Here is a 20,912-nt window from a genome sequence, read left to right as displayed (position 1 = left end):
CGTCCGCGTCTGCGCAAGGGGGTGAGCGCACAGGAGGTCCGCGCCTAGCGTGGGGGTCGAGGCGCCCGTCCGTGGCGTCGGAAACGGAGTGACCATGAGTTCGATCAGCCCCGACGACATCCGCTGGAACGACGAGGCGCGTGCGAAGATCCTCGACGACTCCGACCGCGTGCTGCGCGAAGCCGTGCTCGACGTCGCAGGCACGCACGCGGACGGATCGTGGGAGGACGCGTTCGCCGAGTTGAACGCGCGACTCAAGGACCGCTTCATCGACTTCGAGCCGGGGCCGGACCTTCGCCGATTCGCCGAGGCGATCGTCGCCGACGAGATCGAGGGCGTCGGAGGCGGCTCGACCGGGAGTTCCGCCGCCGCGGGCGCCGATTCCGAGACCACCTCGAGCGGCTCCTCCGACGACTCGACGGCCGGCGACGGCGGCGGAGCCTACGCCGACCGCACCGCCGATCAGATCGCGGCCGACGCCGGACTGTCCGAGCCCGCGACACCCGAGACCGACGGTTCAGCCCCGGACTCCGAGGCGGGATCGACGCCCGACTCGGACGAGGGCGCGTCCGTCACGGACGGCAACGCCACGAGCGACATCACGAAGACCGGCGAGCCGACCGACTGACCCCAGCGGACGCGGGACCCCTCCCGCGCCGTGCCCGGGCCGATCATCGGCGCGGTGAGATCGAACCGACAGGATGAACGCATGAGAATCGCCGTCACCGGAGGATCCGGGAAACTGGGTCGCACCGTCGTCAGTACGCTGCGCGAAGAGGGTCACGACGTCGTCAACCTCGACCAGCACGGCGAACGAGGGGAGGGCTTCGTCCGCGTCGACCTGTCCGACTACGGTCAGGTCATCGACGCGCTCGCCGGGGTCGACGACCAGCACGACGGCATCGACGCGCTCGTGCACCTCGCCGCGATCCCCGCTCCCGGCCTGCAGAGCGACGTCGCGACGTTCCACAACAACATGAACGGCACGTTCCACGTGTTCTGGGCGGCGCACCGCCTCGGCATCGAGCGCATCGTGTACGCGTCGAGCGAGACCGTGCTGGGCCTGCCGTTCGACGTGCCACCGCCGTACCTGCCGATCGACGAGGAGTACGCGGCTCGGCCCGAGAGTGTCTACTCGCTCGTGAAGCACCTCGAGGAGCAGCTCGCGATCGAGCTCGTGCGCTGGGATCCCCGGCTCTCGATCACGGCGCTGCGGTTCTCGAACGTCATGGACCCGGAGGACTACGCCGCCTTCCCGTCGTTCGACGAGGACGCGCGGGCGCGGAAGTGGAACGCGTGGGGCTACATCGATGCGCGCGACGGTGCGCAAGCGGTGCAGCGTGCGCTCGAGGTCGCTGGTCCCGGCTTCGATCGCTTCATCATCGCGGCCGCGGACACCGTCATGACCCGGCCGAACGCCGAGCTCGTCGCGGAGGTGTTCCCGGAGGTGCCGATCGTGCGCGACCTCGGCGAGAACGACACGCTCCTCTCGATCGACAAGGCGCGTAAGGTGCTCGGCTTCGAGCCGCGCCACACGTGGCGCGACCACGTCTGACCGGCGCTCGTCGCCACATGGTGGCTGAACTCGTCGAAACGCGGTCACCCGGGCCCGCGGCCCGCGCATCGCGCAGGTCCGCGGCCCGCGCATCGCCCAGGTCGGCGCATCGCCCAGGCCCGCCGAGCCCAGGCCCGGCCCGCCGAGCGCGGCGCTGGTAGCCTGACGGTGTGATCGCGTACCTCGACATGCTCGTGCGGTTCTTCGCCGCGGCGTTCGACGTGTCCGCGGCCTCCCCGGCTCTCACGACGGTCGCCGTCCTCGGTGTGCTCGCGCTCGCCGCGAGCGCCGCCGTCACCACGCGCGCCGTCATGCGCGTCGTCGCCGCCCTCCTCGGCTCCACACCCACGGATCGCGCGGCCGAGCCGCCGCCCGTCGTGGCCGTGTGCGCTCAAGACGATCCCACGACCGAGGGACACCCGCGGCCGCGAGCGCCGGGACTGCCCGTCCCGGCTGCCGCCCGCTGATCCGACCGACTCCCTGACCGCGCGTTCCCCTGGACGCCACGCATCTCCGGAGCGTGCGTCCACACCGATCGGGTTCGATCACGCCTCCGCCTCGCGCAGATGCGCGCACGGATCGACGGCAGCCAGACGCCATATCACGTCTGACGACCCGTCCACAGTGAGGACCCTCCGTGAACCCCTATGAATTCGGCCCCGTCGCGGCCGTGCTCGACGCCGCCTACGCCGTCGTGATGTCCATCAGCTCGCTCCTCGAGCCCGTCGCCGGCACCGCCGCCGCGGCTCTCGCCGTCGTCCTCGTGACCCTCGTGGTCCGCGCCGCGCTCATCCCCGTCGGCGTCTCGCAGGTGAAGGCCGCGAACGCTCGGAAGCGGATCGCCCCGCAACTCGCGGAACTGCAGAAGAAGTTCGGGAAGGACCGCGAGAAGCTCCAACGGAAGACGCTCGAGCTCTACCAGCGCGAGAAGGTCTCGCCGACCGCCGGGTGCCTCCCGATGCTGCTGCAGATCCCCGTCGTGTCGACGATCTACGGTCTCTTCATCGTCATGACGATCAACGGCCACCCCAACGCACTCTTGAGCGAACGGCTGCTCGGCATGCCGCTCGGATCGAGCTTCGCGACCCTCGCCACGACCGGGTCGCTCGACCTCGGCACGGTCCTGATGGCGCTCGTCGCCGTCGTCGTCATCGCCGTGACGGCACAGCTCTCGCGCCGCCTGCTCGCCGATCCGCTGCCCGGAACGCCGGGCGGACCGCCCGCTGCGCCCACCGCTCCGGGCACCCCCGACCTCACGGGTGTCATGCGCACGCTCAGTTTTGTGCCGTTCATGACCGCGATCGTCGCGCTCTTCGTACCGCTCGCCGCGACGATCTATCTCGTCGTGACGACGGTGTGGACGTTCTCCGAGCGCTGGATCCTCCGGCGCGCGCTTCCGCCCGCGGAAGCGGCGGGTCCCGGGACGGCGGCGGTCCCGGTCTGAGGGCCGCCCGCACGGTCGTCCGACGGGGCTCTCAGTCCTCGGAGCGCGCCAGCCCGTCGACCCAGCGGGTCACGTAGGCGCCCGCGGCGGCGAGGAACGTGTCGGAGAGGTCGTGCCCGAGGAGGGGATGCTCCGCCGTCGTCAGCGTGCTGTGCGGGGGGAGGAAGTAGGCGACGCGCTGCACGTCCATGAGGGTGATCGCCTCGTCACGCAGCCCGCGCATCCAGTACACGGGCGGGCGGACCTCGAGGAGCACGTCGTCGCCCTCTTCGTCGCCCGTACCGAGCAGAGCGGCGATGAGGACGGCCGTGTCCACGGCGCGCGGCGCGCGACGCATCATGTGGATCGCGACCGCTCCGCCCTGGGAGTAGCCGACGACGGCGACGGGGCGTCGCGGGGCGATCTCGTCCTGTGCGTCGGTCGATCCGTCCACCCGTGCGACGGTCGATCCGTCACGTTCCGCGATCCATGCGAGGACGGCGTCGGAGGCCGGGGCCACGTGCTCCGCCGCGGCCTCCTTCGCCGGTCGCCCTCCGGGGTCCGGCGGCACGCTGAACCACGAGTAGCCGTCACGGCGTGGAAGCGGACCGCGCAGCGATACCGCGACGACGTCGTCCGGCAGGAACGGGAAGAGCCGCACGAGATCCTGCTCGGTCCCGCCGCGGCCGTGCAGCAGGACGATGAGCGGAGCCGTCCCGTCGTCGGGCCGCGACCAGACGGCCCCCTCCTCGATGCTCATCCCCTCACCCTTCCACACCCTCTCCCCCCTAAAAATCCCGCGGGTGCCCGAATCTTCGAGCACGGAGGGGATTTTCAGGGGGGTCAGGTGGGGGGGGGTCAGATGCCTTGCCAGGCCGGCTTGTTGGCGTAGGCGTAGCGGTAGTAGTCGGCGTCGAGGAGGGCGGACGCTGCGGCCTCGTCGACGACGACCGTCACGTGCTCGTGGAGCTGGATCGCGGAACCCGGGAGCGACGCCGTGACGGGCCCCTCGACGGCGCCGGCGATCGCCGCGGCCTTCTCCTCCCCGAACGCGAGCAGCACGAGGTGCCGGGCCGTGAGGATCGTGCCGAGTCCCTGCGTGATGCAGTGCATCGGCACGTCGTCGATCGTGTCGAAGAAGCGGGCGTTGTCGGCACGCGTCTGCCGGGTCAGCGTCTTGACCCGCGTGCGCGACGCGAACGAGGAACCCGGCTCGTTGAACCCGATGTGCCCGTCCGTCCCGATCCCGAGGAGCTGGAGGTCGACGCCGCCGGCCGCGGCGATCGCGAGCTCGTAGTCGGCTCCCGCGTGCTCGATCCCCTCGGGGCTGCCGTCGGGCGTGCGCACGAATGCCGGGTCGAGTCCGAGGGGCTCGACGACCTCGCGCGTGATGACGGAACGGTAGGACTCGGGGTGGGCGGGGTCGAGGCCGACGTACTCGTCGAGCGCGAATCCGCGTACACGCGACACGTCGACGCCCTCGAGGCGCGTCGTGAGCGCGCGGTAGACGGGGAGCGGCGTCGACCCCGTGGCGAGGCCGAGCACGGCGTCGGCCCGCTCTCGGACGAGGCGGACGATCTCGTCGGCGACGAGCGCGCCGGCGGACTCCGAGTCGGGGACGATGATGACTTCAGCCATGGCGTTGGCCTTTCCGTGTGGGTCGAGCGGTGGAGCGAGGTGACAAGATCGAAGGATGACCGTGCCGAAGTACCGCGAGCTCGCCGAGGCGATCCGTGCGGAGATCGCGCGGGCACCCGTCGGCTCGCCGACGACGAGCGAACGGCAGCTCGCCGAGGACACCGGTGTCTCCAGGATGACAGCGCGACGCGCGATCGACGAACTCGTGCGCGAAGGACTGTTGACGAGGGAGGTGGGACGCGGGACGTTCGTCGCCCGACCCGTCGTGAGCGTCCCGCTGCAGCTCACGAGTTTCACCGAGGACATGCTCGCTCGCGGCTACACGCCGTCGAGCACCGTCCTGCACGCGGGTCTCGTGCCCGCGGACGAGAACGTCGCGTCGATCTTCAGGCTCGATCCGGGCGCCGACGTCATGCTGCTCACGCGACTGCGCCTCGCCGACGGGGTGCCGATCGCGATCGAGCGGAGCCACATCCGCGCCCGGCTCTTCCCGGGCATCGAGGACATCGACTTCGCCCACGAGTCGCTCTACCGCGTGCTGATCGAGGACTACGGCGTGCGTTTCGAGGCGGGGGAGCAGGTCATCCGCGCCGCGATCGCCCGAACGGCCGACGCCGACACGCTCGACATCGCCCACGGTTCCCCCGTGCTCGAGCTCGTCCGCACGTCGGTCTCCCACGGCGAGGTCATCGAGTGGACCACGTCCACGTACCCCGGTTCCCGCTTCGAGCTCTCCGCGCGGATCGCTCCCGTCACAGTTCAGGGATCCGCTCCGCAAAGCGCGCTACGAGCTCGTCGTTGAAGTCGTCGTTCCCCGGCATGTTGGCGCTGCGCCACCGCGGGGCGTCGGGGGCGATCTCGTAGAGCTCGCGCAGGATCATCGTCCACACGGTCGTCGTGGCGAGGCTCGACACCGGCGCCGTGACGGGCGCGTCGGTCGGCCACGTCGCATCGCCGGGCGGCACGGCCGTGTCGATCACGATGTCCGCGACCTCGACGAGAGGCCGCGCCGCGCGCCGCGGAGCCGCGAGCCCCGCGGCTCGCGACGTGATCGCGACGACGGTCGCTCCCGCCTCCGACGCGACCTCGGCGATCTCGACCGGGAACGGGTTCGTGCCGGAGTTGGAGAACACGACGACCGTGTCCACCGACGTCATCGCCGCTCGGCGCGCCGCGCGCTCGCCGAGACCGACCTCGCGTTCGGCCGCCGTGGCGAGGCGTGCTCCCGTGAAGGGGAGCACCGTCGGGTGCCAGAGGGGACGCACGAACGCGAGCCCTCCCGCGCGGAAGAAGGTCTCGAGGACCGCCGCCATCGAGTGGCCGGCCCCGGCGGGTCGGACGAGGCCGCCCTGTTCCGCGGTGCGGGCGATGGCCGCAGCCGCCGCTCGGATCTCGTCCCCGTTGCTCGTCGCGACGTGGGAGACGTACGCGCCGAGATCGATCGCTCCCGCCGTCGTTCCCGCTGTGGTTCCCACTGTGGATCCCGGCGCCGCTCCCGTTCCCACGACGTCCTTCGATTCCTGATTCACAGCCATCCCTTCTCCTGCAGCGCGTCTTCCAGTCGGGCACGCACGTGCTTGACGTCGACGAAGCTCGTGATCGGCACGGCGACCGGCGCGATGTCGCCGACCTCGGTGAGGTAGCTCGACTGAGCGATCACGAGGTCGACCTTCCGGCCGCGGGCCGAACCGACGTCGGAGTGGTCGATCGTCGCCGTGACGCCCATCTGCTCGAGCGCCTTCTGCGCCGTCGTGCGCAGGATGAGACTCGACCCCATCCCCGCTCCGCAGACGGCGAGCACGGACAGCGTGTCGGGTCGCGCGATCGTCGCCTGGCCGCTCCGGGCCGCGCGGCGGGTGGTGGCAGCCGTCGCATCAGTCGCCTCCGCCGGGTGGGCGGGATCGGGGACAGCGACGGAGTCGACGGATCCGTCGGCGTCACGATCAGCGCCGTCAGCGTCGGTGTCGGCCTCAGCGTCAGCCCCAGCCGCGTCCAGCGGCTCGTCACGGTGACGGCGACCGAGCACCACGAGGATCGCGACGGTGATCGCGACGACGAGACCCGCGATGACCCACAACGTCCACGCACCGAGGGGGGCGAGCACCGAGCCGAGGCCCACGAGTAGCCAACCGACGGCGAACCAGTCGGAGTCGGCGAGCGTCGCGAGCTCGGGAGCCGTGTCGCCCCAGACGCCCCAGCCGATCCACTGGCCGAACGCGAGTACGACGCCGTTGAGCACTCCGCCGAAGACCGCGCCGCGCCAGCCGGCGACCGCGTTGCCGAACACGCCGCCGGCGCCGCCGCCGAAGAACAGCATGATCATGGGCGGCACGAGCACGAACCACCCGGTGCTCGCGAAGAGTCCCATCAGGAGGAGGAAGACGACCGTCGAGGAGAGGAAGCCGAGCATGACGGCGGTCGGTGCTCGCGTGAACGTGACGGGGAGGTCGAGCGCGGGCTTCGCGCCGGGGAGCGCCCGCTCCGAGAGCCCCTTGAATGCGGGCACGATCTCGGAGAGGAACATCCGCACGCCGAAGAGCAGGATCGCGATACCCGCGGCGAAGCGCAATGCCTGGAGGAGCGCCCAGACGCCCGGCAGCACCGTCGCGTCGCCCATCTGCTCGGCGAGGACCGTGGAGTCGGCGAATGCGATCGCGATGAGCATGATGACGCCGATGACGAACGCCGTGGAGACGTTGATGTCCTTGAAGAAGGAGAGCGCGCGGGGCAGCTCGAGGTTCTCGGAGTCGTGCCGCTTCGGGTCGCCGAGGCGGAGCGCCTTCGCGCCGTAACCTGCGGCTATCGCGATCGTGGAGTCGGTGTGGGCGAGGCCGACCTGCTCGTCGCCCATGACCTTGCGCATGAGCGGTGCCGTCCAGAGGGGCTGCAGCACCCAGTAGCACCCGATGAGGAGCGACCCGACGGCCGCGAGCACCCAGCGGTTGACGTCGCCGAACGCCTCGACGAGGCTCGCGGCGATCACGACGCTCATCCAGTACATGAGGTGACCCGTGAGGTAGACGAACCGCGCGGCGCGGAACAGTCGCACGAGGAGCAGGTGCACGAGGAAGCCACCAGCGATGATGAGGGGGACGACCGACCCCTGGCCGGCGCTGAAGTCGACGAGCGTCGATTCCGCGGTCGGTGGCTGCAGGCCCATCGCGCTCGCGACGATGACCTGGAAGCTCGAGAGCCCCCCGACGAAGATCTCCACGCCGATGTTGAGCACGACGACGCCGATGGTCGCGCGCAGTCCGCCCGCGATGACCTGTTCGACCGGTTTGCGTTGGAGTGCCAGCCCGATGATCGCGATGATGCCGATGAGCACCGCGACCTGGCTGAACAGGTTGTTGGTGATGACTTCGACGATGTCCTCGAAGGTCGACATGGTGCTCCTGTCCTCTCGTGAGGTGTCGGCCCGATCGCCGCCACTGAGGCGTTCGGGGGAAGCGTTCTGCGTCCGGGGAGGACGTCCTCAAATGGTATAGCCCACTTGTTTCCGACATGCTACGCGCGGGAGACGGAATGGTCGAGCCTTCGGTGTCGAGGGCGCGGTCCGTCGAACGGAAACTGCCGCCCTAGCGTCGGACTCCTCGGCTGGCAAGGCTCTGGCCCCTCGAGTGACCCAAACGTAGCGTGGAGATATGACTGATCAGAGCAGCACCGGTCCCGAAGGCGTCGACCCTGAGCTGGCCCCGGACGGCCTCGGCACCGGTGGATTCGGAGACGACGGCGTTGGAACCGACCTCCCGGGCGACGCCGCGAACGACAGTGGTACCGCGACACCCGGAGGCGTGGCGGACGATACGCGCACGAACGAGGAGGTCGAGGAGACTGCGGCGGAACAGCCCGGAACCGGTCGCCAGGGCCCGATGGTCGACGACGCATCGATCGACTGGAACCGGCTCGATGGTGCCGAGACGGGCGGAGCCCCCGCTGGCATCCCGACCGACGCCGAGCCGACGGACGGCGAGGCGCCGGCTCCCTGATGAGCGCCGACGACGAGCTCTCGCGCTCGCTTCCCGCCGTCGACGCCTGGTGGCGCGCGGCGAACTACCTGAGCGTCGCACAGATCTACCTCATGGGCGACCCGCTCCTGCGGGAGTCGCTCCGCCCGGAGAGCATCAAGCCGCGACTTCTCGGCCACTGGGGCACGTCGCCGGCCCTGAGCCTCGTCTACGCGCACCTCAACCGCATCATCGTCGAGAAGGGCGTGCCGACCGTCTACGTGTGCGGCCCCGGTCACGGTGGTCCCGCGATGGTCGCGAACGCCTGGCTCGACGGGACCTACTCGGAGCTCTTCCCCGAGATCACGCCGGATGAGGCGGGGCTACGACGCCTCGTGCGGCAGTTCTCGTTCCCCGGCGGCATCCCCTCGCACGCCGCACCGGAGACGCCCGGCTCGATCAACGAGGGTGGCGAGCTCGGTTACTCCCTCATGCACGCCTACGGCGCGGCCCTCGACAACCCGGGCCTCGTCGTCGCGTGCGTCATCGGCGACGGCGAGGCCGAGACGGGCCCGCTCGCGACGAGCTGGTGGGGCAACGCCTTCCTCGACCCGCGCACCGACGGCGCGGTCCTCCCGATCCTCAACCTCAACGGCTACAAGATCGCGAACCCGACGATCCTCTCCCGGATCCCCGAGGAGCAGCTCGTCGAGTTCTTCCGCGGCCACGGCTACGAGCCGATCCTCGTGAGCGGCGGGTTCGACGGTGACGACCCGATGCTCGTGCACCGGAGTCTCGCTCAGGCCCTCGACGACGCGTACGACCGCATCTGCCGGATCTGGACGAGCGCGCGCGATGCGGAGACGCTCGCCGACCGCACCGACGAGCGGCCGCCGATGATCGTCCTCCGCACGCCCAAGGGATGGACGGGGCCGGCGGAGGTCGACGGCCACGCGGTCGCGGGAACGTTCCACGCGCATCAGGTCCCGCTCTCGGGCGTGCGCGACAACCCCGAGCACCTCGCCCAACTCGAGGGCTGGCTCCGTTCGTACCGTCCGGAGGACCTCTTCGAGGCCGACGGCTCGCCCGCGGCGATCCTCGATCCGCTCCGACCCGTCGGAGGCCTCAGGATGAGCGCGAGCCCGCACACGAACGGCGGCACGGTCGAGCCTCTCGTCCTCCCCGACATCGCGCCGCACGCCGTGGACGTCGATCCGGACGGCGACGGCGCGCGCACAGAGAGGGCCGGCGCGACGGGCGTCCTCGGAGGGTGGTTGCGCGACGTCGTCGTCGCCAACCCCACGACTTTCCGGGTCTTCGGCCCCGACGAGGTCGCGTCGAACCGCCTCCAGGCCGTCTTCGAGGAGACCGATCGCGCCTGGCAGCTGCCGACGGTCGCGACGGACGAGCACCTCGCGACTGACGGGCGCGTCATCGAGGCGCTCAGTGAGCACCTCATGCAGGGCATGCTCGAGGGCTACCTGCTGACGGGCCGGCACGGTCTCATCACGACCTATGAGGCGTTCGTCCACATCGTCGACTCGATGTTCAACCAGCACGCGAAGTGGCTCGAATCGGCCGCCCACATCCCGTGGCGGAAGCCGGTGCCGTCTCTCACCTACCTGCTCTCCTCCCACGTGTGGCGGCAGGACCACAACGGCTTCTCGCACCAGGATCCCGGTTTCCTCAACGTCGTCGTCAACAAGCAGGCGGACGTCGTGCGGGTGTACCTGCCGACGGATGCGAACACGTTGCTCGTCACGATGGAACACGTGTTCCAGACCGAGAACCGCGTGAACGTCGTGGTCGCCGGCAAGCAGGAGCAGCCCGCGTGGCTCTCCCTCGACGAGGCCCGCGCGCACGTCGACGCCGGTCTCGGCCGGTGGGACTGGGCCGGGACAGAGGTCGATGGAGAGGAGCCGGACGTCGTGCTCGCGTGCGCGGGCGACGTACCGACGCTCGAGACCGTCGCCGCCGCCCAGCTGCTGCGGCAGCGCGTGCCGGACCTCCGGATCCGCGTCGTGAACGTCTCGGATCTCATGAAGCTGCAGGATCCGGAGCAGCACCCCCACGGCTTGCCCGACGAGGACTTCGACGCGCTCTTCACGCGTGGCAAGCCCGTGATCTTCGCGTTCCACGGCTACCCGACGCTCGTCCACCAGCTCGCGTACCGGCGCACGAACCACGGCAACATCCACGTGCGCGGCTTCGTCGAGAAGGGCACGACCACGACGCCCTTCGACATGGTCCACCTCAACGATCTCGACCGGTACCGCTTGGCTCTCGACGTGCTCCATCGCGTTCCCGGACTCGAATCGAAGCCCGGCATTCGCAAGCTCGCCGACGAGTGGCACCAGGTGCGCACCGACGCGCGCGTCTACGCGTACGAACACGGCGAGGACCCGCCGTGGATCACGGACTGGCGCCTCGAGCGCTAGCGGCGCGCCCGTCTCAGCGCTGCGGGTCGAGAGGGAGATTCTCGTGGGCCCAGGCGCCGAGGGCGGTGAGCACGGGCAGAAGGCGTTCGCCGCTCTCCGTGAGGGCGTAGCTGACGGCGACCGGCGGGCCCGGGTTCACGCGCCGGGAGAGGAGCGTTGCGTCGGCGAGTTCGGAGAGTCGGTCGGACAGCACCGCGTCGCTGATGCCGTCGACCGAGCGGCGGAGCGCCGCGAACGAGAGCGGGCCTCGGCCGAGCACCTCGATGATCATGCCGTTCCACCGCTTACCGAGGATGGAGAAGGCGTGCGTGACGGACGCGTCGCATATGCGGCGGTCGCCACTCTCCGTTGCCATGGGAATGATTCTACCGTGCTAGCGTTACACGAGTCGCTCTGAAAAACAGAGCGATTATCCTGTGCCCCTTCCCGTGCACCGCTCTTGTGCACCCCTCCTGTGATTGGACGACCCCCGTGACCCTCTTCCGCCTCGACGCCAGCATCATGCCCGCCACCTCAGCCAGCCATGCGCTCGGCGACATCGTGGAGGAGCAGTGGGTGACCGCACACCCGGACTCCACCGTGCTCCGCCGCGACCTCGCCGCCGACCCGATCCCGGCGACCGCGTGGCAGAACTCCGTCATCGGCCGGTTCACGCCCGAAGCCGACCGCACGCCCGAGCAGCGCGAGGCCATCGCCCTCGCGACGACGCTCGCGGACGAGCTCGTGAACGCCGATGCGATCCTCTTCGCCGTCCCCCTCTACAACTACGGCGTCTCGCAGCACGTCAAGACGTGGTTCGACCTCGCGTACACGGACGAGCGCATCAACCCGACCGGCACCGCCTTGAACGGCAAGCCGGCGACCCTCGTCACCGTGCTGGGAGGCAACTACAACCCGGGCTCGCCCAAGGAGGGCTGGGACCACTCCACGCCGTGGCTGCGTCGCGCCTTCGCCGACGTGTGGGGCCTCGATCTGCGCGTCGTGCAGCGCCCGTTCACCCTCGTGGGTGTGAACCCCGCGATGGACGCGTTCACCGACGTCGCCGCCGAGATCAAGCAGCAGGCCGAGGAGCACGCTCGTCGCTCCGGCAAGGAGATCGCGGAGCTCCGCGGCAACGGCTCAGCGGCGTAGTCCGAGCGGGGCTCGGCCACGACAGACGCCCACGGTCCCTGAGCCCGTCGAAGGGCGACGAGATCTCGACGACTCGAGACCCTTCGACGAGCTCGGGGATCGTGTTGGTTCCGTGGACCGGCTCAGGGACCGTACGGCTGCTAGAGCGTCAGCGCCAGGCGGTCGAGGTTGAGGAAGTTCGCGTCGCCCGGGCCGTACGCCACCGTGATGGTGTTGTGTCCCGGCTGCAGAACCGCCGTCGTCGACACCGTCGACCACGCGTCCCACGCTGCGGTCCCGGGGAAGGCGACCGACGTCGCGCTGCCGCCGTTGACGCTCACCGAGCGCACAGCGTTCCCGGCGCCCGCCGCGTAGCGGAGCTCCACGGGGTACGTTCCGGCGTCGACGACGTTGACGTGGAACGTCACGCTCGTGCCGCTCGTGTTCCAGCCCGCGAGGTAGCCGCGGCCACTGCGGCCGGCCGCCGTGCTCTCCGAGTCGACGCCGTTCCTCACGGCGTTCTCGGCCTCGTAGACGCCCGATCCCTCGACGACTCCCGTGTAGCCGTCGGGTGCCGCCTGCTGCAGGATCGCGACCGTCGCTCCCGCGGCGAGGCTCTGCAGCGCGGCGCTCGAGAGTTCGGGAGTCGGGGCGGTCCAGTCGTAACCGCCGACGCCCGACGAGTTGACGTGATTCGCGGCCTGGGTGGCGTTGTCCGTGAGCACCTGCTCGTACTGCGTCTGTCCGGCCTCGTCGATGAGGTGCCGGATGTTGCGGGTCAGGATCGGTTTGAATCCGCCGGTGTCGTCGATGCCCTCCCGGAGGAAGGTGCCGGAGGAGGTCAGGGACGGCCACCCTCTCGCCGTCGGTTCGGGCGGGAGCGACGATTGGCTCATCCCCTACGACGAGGGCGTCGAGACCGCGCTCGTGCCCAATCCGGACACGAATCCCGGATCGGGATGGAACGTCTTCCCGCTCTTCCACGCGCGCTTCGGCGACGGTGACGTGGTTCCCGACCCCGCCACCTTCGAAACTCCGGCACCGCCGTTCGATGCGGTGCAGCCGCTCGCTGGAGGCGACGAGAACTGCGCGACGGTCGTCCCCGAGTCTCCGTCTCCCGAGTCTCCGTCTCCGGCGCCGGCTCCGACTTCCACGCCGAGCGCGCCCGTCGAACCCTGAGGGACGGATGCCGTGAGCGCAAGTCCCCGCGCCACACCGTTCACGACCGGCAGGATGGGGGCATGCCCACTCCTCGCCACGTTCCCCGCGCTCCCCGTTCGACGTATCGCCTGCAGATCCACGAGGGCTTCGATCTGAACGCGGCGGCCGAGCTGACCGACTACATCGCATCGCTCGGTGCCGACTGGGTCTACCTCTCCCCGATCCTTCAGGCCGAGAAGGGCTCGAACCACGGCTATGACGTGACCGACCACTCGCTCGTCGACCCGGATCGCGGCGGTGACGAGGGACTGCGAGCCTTCTCGAGCGCGTCGCGCAAGCGTGACCTCGGCGTGCTCGTCGATATCGTGCCGAACCACGTGGGCGTCGCGACCCCCGTTCAGAGCGTCTGGTGGTGGGACGTGCTCGAGAAAGGGCGCGACTCCCGGTACGCCGAGGCGTTCGACGTCGACTGGGATTTCGGCGGCGGGAAGCTGCGCATCCCGGTCCTCGGCGACGACGACCCCGCCGATGAGGGCGGCGAGCTCGGCAAGCTCACGCTCAAGACCGTCGAGGACGGATCGGGTTCGAGCGCCCTGCGTCTCCTCTACTACGACACCGAGTACCCGGTCGCCGAGGGCACGGCGCCGCAGGGTGTCGACTCCGACCCGATCGCCGTGCACGCGGCGCAGTCATACGAGCTCGTCAATTGGCGGCGCGCCGACAGCGAGCTCAACTACCGCCGGTTCTTCGCCGTCAACACGCTCGCCGCGATCCGCGTCGAGGTGCCGTGGGTCTTCGCCGAGTCGCACGAGACGATCGTCGGCTGGATCCGCGACGGCATCGCCGACGGTGTGCGCGCCGACCATCCGGACGGGCTCCGCGACCCCGGCGCGTACCTCGACGCTCTCGCCGAGGCGACCGGTGGTGCGTACGTCCTGATCGAGAAGATCCTCGCCCGCCACACGGACGAGGAGGGGCGCAGCGTCGCCGAGCGGATGCCGGCGCACTGGAAGACCGAGGGGACGACGGGGTACGACGCGCTCGCGTCGATCGACCGCCTCTTCGTCGACCCCGCCGGCGAGGAGGCGCTCGACGCCCTCGACACGCGGCTGCGCGGTCACGATGCTCGACCCGTCGACTGGCACGACATGGTCCACGACGGCAAGCGCGAGGTGACCGACGGGATCCTCGGCTCCGAGGTCGCGCGCCTCGCGCGGGAGGCTGCCCAGATCCTCGGAACGGTGGACGCCGGAACCGGACCCGACGCAGACAGCGACGACGCGCACGAGGCGATCGCGGAGCTGCTCGCGTGCTTCCCCGTCTACCGCTCCTACCTCGCGGCGCCCGTCGAGGGCGAGGCGCCGACCGAAACGTACACGGACGGCATCGAGAACCTGCACGCGTCGGCCGACGAGGCGAAGCGTCGCCGTCCCGAACTCGCCGAGGCGATCGACCGGCTCGTGCCCGTGCTCTCCGACCCCACGACCGACGTCGCGAAGCGTTTCCAGCAGACGTCCGGCATGGTGATGGCGAAGGGCGTCGAGGACCGGTCGTTCTATCGCTGGACGCGGCTCACGACCCTCACTGAGGTGGGCGCGGAGCCCGACGAGTTCTCCGTCGACGTGGCCGAGTTCCACGACCGGCAGCTCGACCGCCTCGAGAACCTCCCGCTGAGCATGACGACCCTGTCGACCCACGACACGAAGCGCAGCGAGGACGTGCGTGCGCGCATCTCCGTGCTCGCCGAGGTCCCCGAGGAGTGGGCGTTCGCGCTCGACGCGATGCGCGAGATCGCCGGAACTCCCGACGGGCCGTTCGACAACCTGCTCGCGCAGGCGATCGTCGGGTCCTGGCCGTCCGACGTCGTGCTCGAGTCGGAGGCGGCGCTCGCCGAGTACCGGGAGCGTCTGCACGCGTACGCGGAGAAGGCCTCCCGCGAGGCGGAGACGTCCACGGCGTGGACGGCCCCGGACGAGGCGTTCGAGACGGCGATGCACGCGTTCGTCGACGCGGCGATCGATCACGAGAAGCTGCGCGGCATCATCGAGCAGGTCGTGGATCGTGTGCTCGCGGCCGGCCGAAGCAACTCGCTCGGTGCGAAGCTGCTGCAGCTCACGGGTCCCGGAGTGCCGGATGTCTACCAGGGCAGCGAGCTCTGGGACCTCTCCCTCGTCGATCCCGACAACCGTCGGCCGGTCGACTACGGTCACCGGCGTCGCCTGCTCGCGGAGATCGACGGCGGTGCCGTCCCCGCCGTCGACGACTCGGGAGCCGCGAAGCTGCTCGTCACCGCGTCGGCGCTCCGGCTCCGCCGCGATCGTCCGGAGCTCTTCGGTTCGTACACGCCGCTCAGCGTCTCGGGTCCCGCGGCCGAGCACCTCGTCGCGGTCGACTACGGCGGGGCGATCGCGCTCGCCACCAGGCTCCCGCTCGGGCTCGTCGCTCGTGGCGGCTGGGCCGACACCACGGTGAGCATCCCCGCCGGCGCGTTCGTCGACGTGCTCACCGGGCGCGCCGTCGACGGCGTCGAGGAGGTCGCGGCGCTGCTCGACGTCCTGCCCGTCGCGCTGCTCGCCCCTGTCGAGCCGACCGGCGAGTGAGGCGTCGGCCGTGCACCAGCCACTCAGCCAACACCAGCCATCCAGCCAGCACCAGGCACTCAGCCGGCACCAGGCACTCAGCCGGCACCAGGCACTCAGCCGGCACCAGGCACTCAGCCGGCACCAGGCACTCAGCCGGCACCAGCCACTCAGCCAGCACCTGACCCAGGAAGCAGAACTCCGATGACTCGACCGATCTTCGACGTGTGGGCCCCGAAGGCGAACAACGTCGTGCTCCAGCTGGACGGCGACCGCCTGCCGATGCGGGAGGACGGCGGCGGCTGGTGGACACCCGCGACGCCCGTGGCGCCCGGACCTGAGGGGAACGATTACGGCTTCCTCATCGACGTCGACCCGAAGGAGCCGCCGAGCGCCGAGGCGAAGCCCCTGCCCGACCCCCGCTCGCGCCGCCAGCCCGACGGGGTCCACGGACTCAGTCGCACCGACGACCCGCTCGCGCACGAGTGGACCGACACGGCGTGGACGGGACGCCAGCTCCCCGGAGCCGTCATCTACGAGATGCACGTCGGCACGTTCACCCCTCAGGGCACCCTCGATTCCGCGATCGATCGACTCGACCACCTGGTCGGACTGGGCGTCGACGCGGTGGAGATCCTCCCGGTGAACGCCTTCAACGGCACGCACAATTGGGGTTACGACGGCGTGCTCTGGTACGCCGTCCAGGAGACGTACGGCGGGCCCGAGGCGTATCGGCGCTTCGTCGAGGCGTGCCACGAGCGCGGACTCGCGGTCATCCAGGACGTCGTCTACAACCACCTCGGCCCGAGCGGCAACTACCTGCCCAACTTCGGCCCGTACCTGCACGAGGGGCACGCGAACACGTGGGGGTCGTCCGTCAACCTCGACGGCGAGTACTCGGACGAGGTGCGCCGGTACATCATCGACAACGTCCTCATGTGGCTGCGCGACTTCCACGTGGACGGGCTCCGGCTCGACGCCGTGCACGCGCTCGTCGACCACCGTGCCGTGCACCTCCTCGAGGAGATCGCCGAGGAGGTCGATGCGCTCTCGGCTCACGTCGGGCGCCCGCTCACGCTCATCGCGGAGTCGGATCTCAACGATCCCCGCCTCATCCGCTCGCGGGAGGCGCACGGTTTCGGCCTGACCGCGCAGTGGAGCGACGACTTCCACCACGCCGTGCACGTCGCGGTGTCGGGGGAGACGACGGGCTACTACGAGGACTTCGAGCCGCTCTCGGCGCTCGGCACCGTGCTCGAGCAGGGATTCTTCCACGCCCGCTCGCTCTCGACGTTCCGCGGTCGTGCGCACGGTCGTCCGATCGACCTCGAGCGCACCCCCGCGTGGAAGCTCGTCGTCTTCAACCAGGATCACGACCAGATCGGCAACCGCGCGACGGGCGACCGTCTGGCGGAGACCGTCGACCGCGGCGGACTCGCGATCGCAGCCGTGCTGACCCTCACCGCTCCCTTCACCCCCATGCTGTTCATGGGTGAGGAGTGGGCGGCGTCGACGCCGTGGCAGTTCTTCACGTCGCACCCCGAGCCCGAGCTCGGTAAGGCGACGGCCGAGGGACGCATCGCCGAGTTCGAGAAGATGGGCTGGGATCCGGACGTCGTGCCGGACCCGCAGGACCCGGAGACGTTCTCGCGGTCGAAGCTCGACTGGGGCGAGCCGTACCCGTCGGAGTCGTCGCTCCCGCTCGACGCCGACGGGCCGGACGAGGTCGGGGCCTTGGCGCACGTCGACGGCCACGCCATGCGTCACAACGACACGGACCATACCCGCATGCTCGAGCTCTACCGCTCGCTGCTCGCGCTCCGGAAGCAGCGTCCGGAGCTGACCGACCCGCGGCTCGGACGCGTGAGCGTCGACGTCGACGAGGCCGCTCGGACCCTCGTCATCCACCGCGGGTCCGAGACCGGTGAGCTGACCATCGTCGTGAACCTCGGGGAGGAGCGGGCGACGTTCGACCTCTCCGGTTCCATGCTGCTCGCAACAGACGCGATCCTGTCCGACGCTGACGCTTTCGGTGCCTCAGAGTCGTCCGGCTCGGTCGGCATCACAGTCGGCCCGCGCGCAGCGGCGATCGTCGCCCGCTAGGCACGGCACCGGTTGTTGGTCTCGGCGGTCGTCACTGGAAGGTGGCGGCCGCCGCTTCGATCCGCGCCCGGTGGGCGACCCACTCGTCCGCCGACCGCCCGGGGATGTTCGGGTCGCCCTGGCCGTTGCCGATCGAGCCGTCGATATATTCGCGGATGATGTCGGCGTGCCCGGCGTGACGAGCCGTCTCGATGCACATGTGCACGAGGATTCGGTGCAGCGTGACGGAGCGGCGCTCTTCCGGCCACCAGGGCACCTCGCCCACGGCGCCGAGTGGGAGCGACTCGATCGTCTCGTCGCTGTGGTGGGCAGAGAAGTGATGGAGCTCGATGATGCTCTCCCGCGTCTCGTCGGCGGGGACCCACATGTCGGCCTCCGGCTCGGCGTCGTCGGCGAACCACGGGAGGGTCGCCGTCCGGCGACCGAAGACGAGACCGAAATAGTCGAGTTGCACGCTCGCGACGTGTTTCACGAGCCCGAGCAGATTCGTGCCCGTCGGCGTCATCGGCCGGCGGACGTCGTACTCGGGGAGGCCGTCGAGCTTAGCCAGCAGATCACGGCGTCTGACCCGGAGGTATGAGAGCAGAACCGACTTGTCGGAGGTGGTGTCCATCGGGACGGCGGTCAGGACGTTCGGGGACGAGGCGTCATCACTCATGGCTGCGAGTATGACGCCGACCACCGACGCCCCGCCACAGCCGCCATCCCACGAGGGCTATGTGACCTGGACGAGGATGCGCTGCCAGCCGCTCGAGCCGTTGGGGGCGATCGGCGCCCGTTCTTCGATCTGGAGGTTGCCGGCCTTGTCGGTCGCACGCACGGCGAGGTAGTGCGAACCCGCGTCGGGCTCCCAGTCCACGTACCACTGCACCCACGTGTCGTCGTTGATGGGCGACGACATCGTGGCGGGCTGCCAGTCGCCGTCGTCGATGCGGACCTCGACGCGTTCGATTCCGACGGACTGAGCCCACGCCATGCCGGCGACCTTGGTCGGGCCGGCGGTGATCGCCTTGCCGGTGCGTGGGGTGTCGATGCGCGACGAGAGCTTGATGGGTGCTTCGGCGCTATAGCCGCGGGGCGTCCAGTACGCCTCGTCCTCGGCGAAGGTCGTGACCTTGAGCTCGGTGAGCCACTTCGTGGCCGACACGTACCCGTAGAGGCCCGGCACGACCATGCGCACGGGGAAGCCGTGTTCGAGGGGCAGGGGTTCGCCGTTCATGCCGACGGCGAGGATAGCGTCGAGGTTGTCGTCGGTGAGAGAGGCGAGCGGCGTGCTCGCCGTGAACCCGTCGACGCTGCGCGAGAGGACCATGTCCGCTTTCGACTGCGGGGCGGCCTGCGCGAGGATCTCGCGCACCGGAACTCCGAGCCAGCGGGCGTTGCCGACGAGACCGCCACCGACCTCGTTCGAGACGCAGGTCAGGGTGACGACGAACTCGCGCAGGTCCATGCCCAGGATGTCGTCGAAGGAGAGGGTCAGCGGTTCGTCGACGAGTCCCGTGACGGTGAGGCTCCACGTCGACGTGTCCACGCTCGGAACGGTGAGCGCGGTGTCGACGCGGTAGAAGTCTTCGTTGGGGGTGAAGAGGGGTGAGACACCGTCGATGTCGAGTTCCGCGCCGTCGGGGACCGGGACCGTCGCCGAGGGCTTCGGCAGGGTGACGGCGTTGCGGATCGCCGTGATCGACGACGTCGCGACGTTCACGACGCGTGCGCCGACGCCCACGACGGCTGCACCCGCAGCCGAGATGCCGAGGATGCGGAAGAAGCCGCGCCGGTCGAGCGCCGCTCGAGCGGCGGGCGAGGAGGCGGCGGGGGAGTCAGTGGCGGTGGAGTCAGTGGCGGTAAAGTCAGCGGCGGTGATGTCAGCCGCGGGGGAATCAGTGGCTGTGGCCGCCGCCGCGTCACGGTGCCATGCGCGAAGGCCACGCGCGAGAATGAAGAGGATCGCCCCGCCCCCGAGAGTGCCGAGCACACCGGGGAGGACGGCGAGCGGAGTCGCACCCGCTCGCGTGACCGTCGCGATCGTCGCGGCGATGCCCGCCATGGCGATGATCACGAGGCCGATGGGCGGCTTGATGTACTGCAGGACCCCGCCGACGGCGGCCGCGACGACGATCGCGATGCCGAGGCTCACGAGCAGGAAGATCTTGTCGTATTCGCCGAACGTGGCGATCGCGAACTCCTTGGCCCACTGCGGGACGATGTCGATGACGAAGGACCCGACCGCGAGGATCGGGCTGCCGTTGCGGGCCACGACGAGCGCCACGAGTTCGGCGACGGCGAGGAAGACGGCCGCGCTCACGATGCCGACGAACGCCGCCCATGCCCAGGGGTGCCTGGGCGCCCGCACGGTGTCAGCTGCGTGGGCTGCGTCGGTCGTGCCGCCTGCGCCGACCCCGTCGGTCGTGTTGTCGCGCCTAGTCACGTCTGCCTCCGAACCCGCGGACCGGATTGTCCGCTGGAAGGTGTTCGACGCGGCGCACCTGCCGGATCGGATGGGTGTCCGGAAGCGGATCGGATGGGTATCCGGAAGCGCCCGAAACGGCAGCGCCGATCCTCGGTGCACCGGTTAACCCATGGCCCCGGCAGCCGATAGCTCCGTCATTCCACGGCCGCGTCCGCCCGCAGCCGTCAGCCCGTGGCTGCGGTCAGCCGGTAGCTCGGAGCGGTGATTTGCCCGTGCTTTCGTGACGTGAGTCCATTCGTGGTGTGCGGGTCCGCGGACGTGTGGGATTCCGTTGGGCATGCTGATGCGCCAGGGTCCGGAGTCGATCTTCTGGTGGTGTCCCCAGCAGAGGAGCACTCCGTTGTCGACGTGAGTTCGGCCGCCGTGCCGGTGCGGGGTGACGTGGTGGACTTCGCACCAGCCGGCGGGGATGCTGCAGCCGGGGATGATGCAGCCGCCGTCGCGTCCGATGATCGCGCGGCGCTGCGTGGCGGTGAAGCAGCGTTGCA

The 20,912-nt window shown here is 70.1% G+C and carries 19 protein-coding genes; 10 read left to right on the top strand and 9 right to left on the bottom strand.

Annotated features, from left to right (window positions below; genetic code table 11):
- Positions 1-94: 94 nt before the first annotated feature.
- The 4 genes from ELQ90_RS16845 to ELQ90_RS00080 all read left to right on the top strand — a co-directional run bounded on the left by ELQ90_RS16845 (position 95) and on the right by ELQ90_RS00080 (position 2,999).
- Entirely contained in the window at positions 95-628 is a 534-nt protein-coding gene (locus tag ELQ90_RS16845; RefSeq protein WP_243695935.1) for a hypothetical protein, read from the top strand.
- Positions 629-709: 81 nt separating this feature from the next.
- Entirely contained in the window at positions 710-1,555 is an 846-nt protein-coding gene (locus ELQ90_RS00090) for an NAD-dependent epimerase/dehydratase family protein (RefSeq protein ID WP_128493248.1), read from the top strand.
- Positions 1,556-1,725: 170 nt separating this feature from the next.
- Complete coding sequence (locus ELQ90_RS00085; protein ID WP_128493247.1) at positions 1,726-2,022, top strand: DUF6412 domain-containing protein; 297 nt, start codon at positions 1,726-1,728, stop codon at positions 2,020-2,022.
- A gap of 170 nt (positions 2,023-2,192) precedes the next feature.
- Positions 2,193-2,999 (top strand): YidC/Oxa1 family membrane protein insertase, encoded by an 807-nt coding sequence (locus tag ELQ90_RS00080; protein ID WP_128493246.1) that lies wholly within the window; start codon positions 2,193-2,195, stop codon positions 2,997-2,999.
- 31 nt (positions 3,000-3,030) lie between these two features.
- Here the strand turns inward: ELQ90_RS00080 and ELQ90_RS00075 are convergent, their stop codons facing one another.
- Together ELQ90_RS00075 and ELQ90_RS00070 are read right to left on the bottom strand one after the other, a co-directional pair.
- Entirely contained in the window at positions 3,031-3,738 is a 708-nt protein-coding gene (locus ELQ90_RS00075; protein WP_128493245.1) for an alpha/beta hydrolase, read from the bottom strand.
- Between the two features lie 98 nt (positions 3,739-3,836).
- The gene (locus ELQ90_RS00070; RefSeq protein WP_128493244.1) at positions 3,837-4,616 is read right to left on the bottom strand and encodes a glucosamine-6-phosphate deaminase; all 780 of its coding nucleotides are present in this window, start codon (positions 4,614-4,616) and stop codon (positions 3,837-3,839) included.
- A 55-nt stretch (positions 4,617-4,671) separates the two neighbouring features.
- Between ELQ90_RS00070 and ELQ90_RS00065 the strand changes: the two genes are divergently transcribed.
- Complete coding sequence (locus tag ELQ90_RS00065) at positions 4,672-5,418, top strand: GntR family transcriptional regulator (RefSeq protein WP_128493243.1); 747 nt, start codon at positions 4,672-4,674, stop codon at positions 5,416-5,418.
- On the opposite strand, the gene ELQ90_RS00060 is transcribed toward ELQ90_RS00065, so the two are convergent.
- Together ELQ90_RS00060 and ELQ90_RS00055 are read right to left on the bottom strand one after the other, a co-directional pair.
- The gene (locus ELQ90_RS00060) at positions 5,369-6,151 is read right to left on the bottom strand and encodes a sugar isomerase domain-containing protein (protein WP_128493242.1); all 783 of its coding nucleotides are present in this window, start codon (positions 6,149-6,151) and stop codon (positions 5,369-5,371) included. The genes ELQ90_RS00065 and ELQ90_RS00060 overlap by 50 nt on opposite strands.
- On the bottom strand, positions 6,142-8,004 hold the full coding sequence (locus tag ELQ90_RS00055; protein ID WP_128493241.1) for a PTS transporter subunit IIC: 1,863 nt from the start codon (positions 8,002-8,004) through the stop codon (positions 6,142-6,144). The genes ELQ90_RS00060 and ELQ90_RS00055 overlap by 10 nt, the downstream gene beginning before the upstream one ends.
- A gap of 256 nt (positions 8,005-8,260) precedes the next feature.
- On the opposite strand from ELQ90_RS00055, the gene ELQ90_RS00050 reads away from it, so the two are divergent.
- Together ELQ90_RS00050 and ELQ90_RS00045 are read left to right on the top strand one after the other, a co-directional pair.
- Positions 8,261-8,605 (top strand): hypothetical protein, encoded by a 345-nt coding sequence (locus ELQ90_RS00050; RefSeq protein WP_128493240.1) that lies wholly within the window; start codon positions 8,261-8,263, stop codon positions 8,603-8,605.
- Positions 8,605-11,001, top strand: coding sequence for a phosphoketolase family protein (locus ELQ90_RS00045; RefSeq protein ID WP_128493239.1), 2,397 nt, complete (start codon positions 8,605-8,607; stop codon positions 10,999-11,001). Before ELQ90_RS00050 ends, ELQ90_RS00045 begins: the two co-directional genes overlap by 1 nt.
- Positions 11,002-11,014: 13 nt before the next feature.
- Here the strand turns inward: ELQ90_RS00045 and ELQ90_RS00040 are convergent, their stop codons facing one another.
- On the bottom strand, positions 11,015-11,356 hold the full coding sequence (locus ELQ90_RS00040; protein WP_128493238.1) for a winged helix-turn-helix transcriptional regulator: 342 nt from the start codon (positions 11,354-11,356) through the stop codon (positions 11,015-11,017).
- A 116-nt stretch (positions 11,357-11,472) separates the two neighbouring features.
- Here ELQ90_RS00040 and ELQ90_RS00035 point away from each other — a divergent pair, with 116 nt between their 5' ends.
- Positions 11,473-12,132, top strand: coding sequence for an FMN-dependent NADH-azoreductase (locus ELQ90_RS00035; RefSeq protein WP_128493237.1), 660 nt, complete (start codon positions 11,473-11,475; stop codon positions 12,130-12,132).
- A gap of 140 nt (positions 12,133-12,272) precedes the next feature.
- Here the strand turns inward: ELQ90_RS00035 and ELQ90_RS00030 are convergent, their stop codons facing one another.
- Positions 12,273-13,007, bottom strand: coding sequence for a CBM35 domain-containing protein (locus ELQ90_RS00030; protein ID WP_128493236.1), 735 nt, complete (start codon positions 13,005-13,007; stop codon positions 12,273-12,275).
- A 345-nt stretch (positions 13,008-13,352) separates the two neighbouring features.
- Here ELQ90_RS00030 and treY point away from each other — a divergent pair, with 345 nt between their 5' ends.
- Both treY and treZ read left to right on the top strand, forming a co-directional pair.
- A complete protein-coding gene (gene treY / locus ELQ90_RS00025; protein WP_128493235.1) occupies positions 13,353-15,872 on the top strand; it encodes a malto-oligosyltrehalose synthase in 2,520 nt (839 codons plus the stop codon).
- Between the two features lie 183 nt (positions 15,873-16,055).
- Positions 16,056-17,954 carry a malto-oligosyltrehalose trehalohydrolase gene (treZ, locus tag ELQ90_RS00020; protein WP_128493234.1) on the top strand — a complete coding sequence of 633 codons (1,899 nt, stop codon included), beginning with the start codon at positions 16,056-16,058 and terminating at the stop codon, positions 17,952-17,954.
- A gap of 31 nt (positions 17,955-17,985) precedes the next feature.
- Here the strand turns inward: treZ and ELQ90_RS00015 are convergent, their stop codons facing one another.
- The 3 genes from ELQ90_RS00015 to ELQ90_RS00005 all read right to left on the bottom strand — a co-directional run bounded on the left by ELQ90_RS00015 (position 17,986) and on the right by ELQ90_RS00005 (position 20,850).
- Positions 17,986-18,612 (bottom strand): DinB family protein, encoded by a 627-nt coding sequence (locus tag ELQ90_RS00015; RefSeq protein ID WP_243695934.1) that lies wholly within the window; start codon positions 18,610-18,612, stop codon positions 17,986-17,988.
- A gap of 57 nt (positions 18,613-18,669) precedes the next feature.
- Complete coding sequence (locus tag ELQ90_RS00010) at positions 18,670-20,307, bottom strand: molybdopterin-dependent oxidoreductase (protein WP_128494064.1); 1,638 nt, start codon at positions 20,305-20,307, stop codon at positions 18,670-18,672.
- A gap of 219 nt (positions 20,308-20,526) precedes the next feature.
- On the bottom strand, positions 20,527-20,850 hold the full coding sequence (locus ELQ90_RS00005) for an HNH endonuclease (RefSeq protein WP_341810217.1): 324 nt from the start codon (positions 20,848-20,850) through the stop codon (positions 20,527-20,529).
- Between the last annotated feature and the right edge of the window lie 62 nt (positions 20,851-20,912).

The sequence above is a fragment of the Labedella phragmitis genome, assembly GCF_004078635.1.
Classification (GTDB): domain Bacteria; phylum Actinomycetota; class Actinomycetes; order Actinomycetales; family Microbacteriaceae; genus Labedella; species Labedella phragmitis.
Note: the sequence above shows the minus strand (reverse complement) of the source record. Positions and strands in the feature narration are given on the sequence as shown.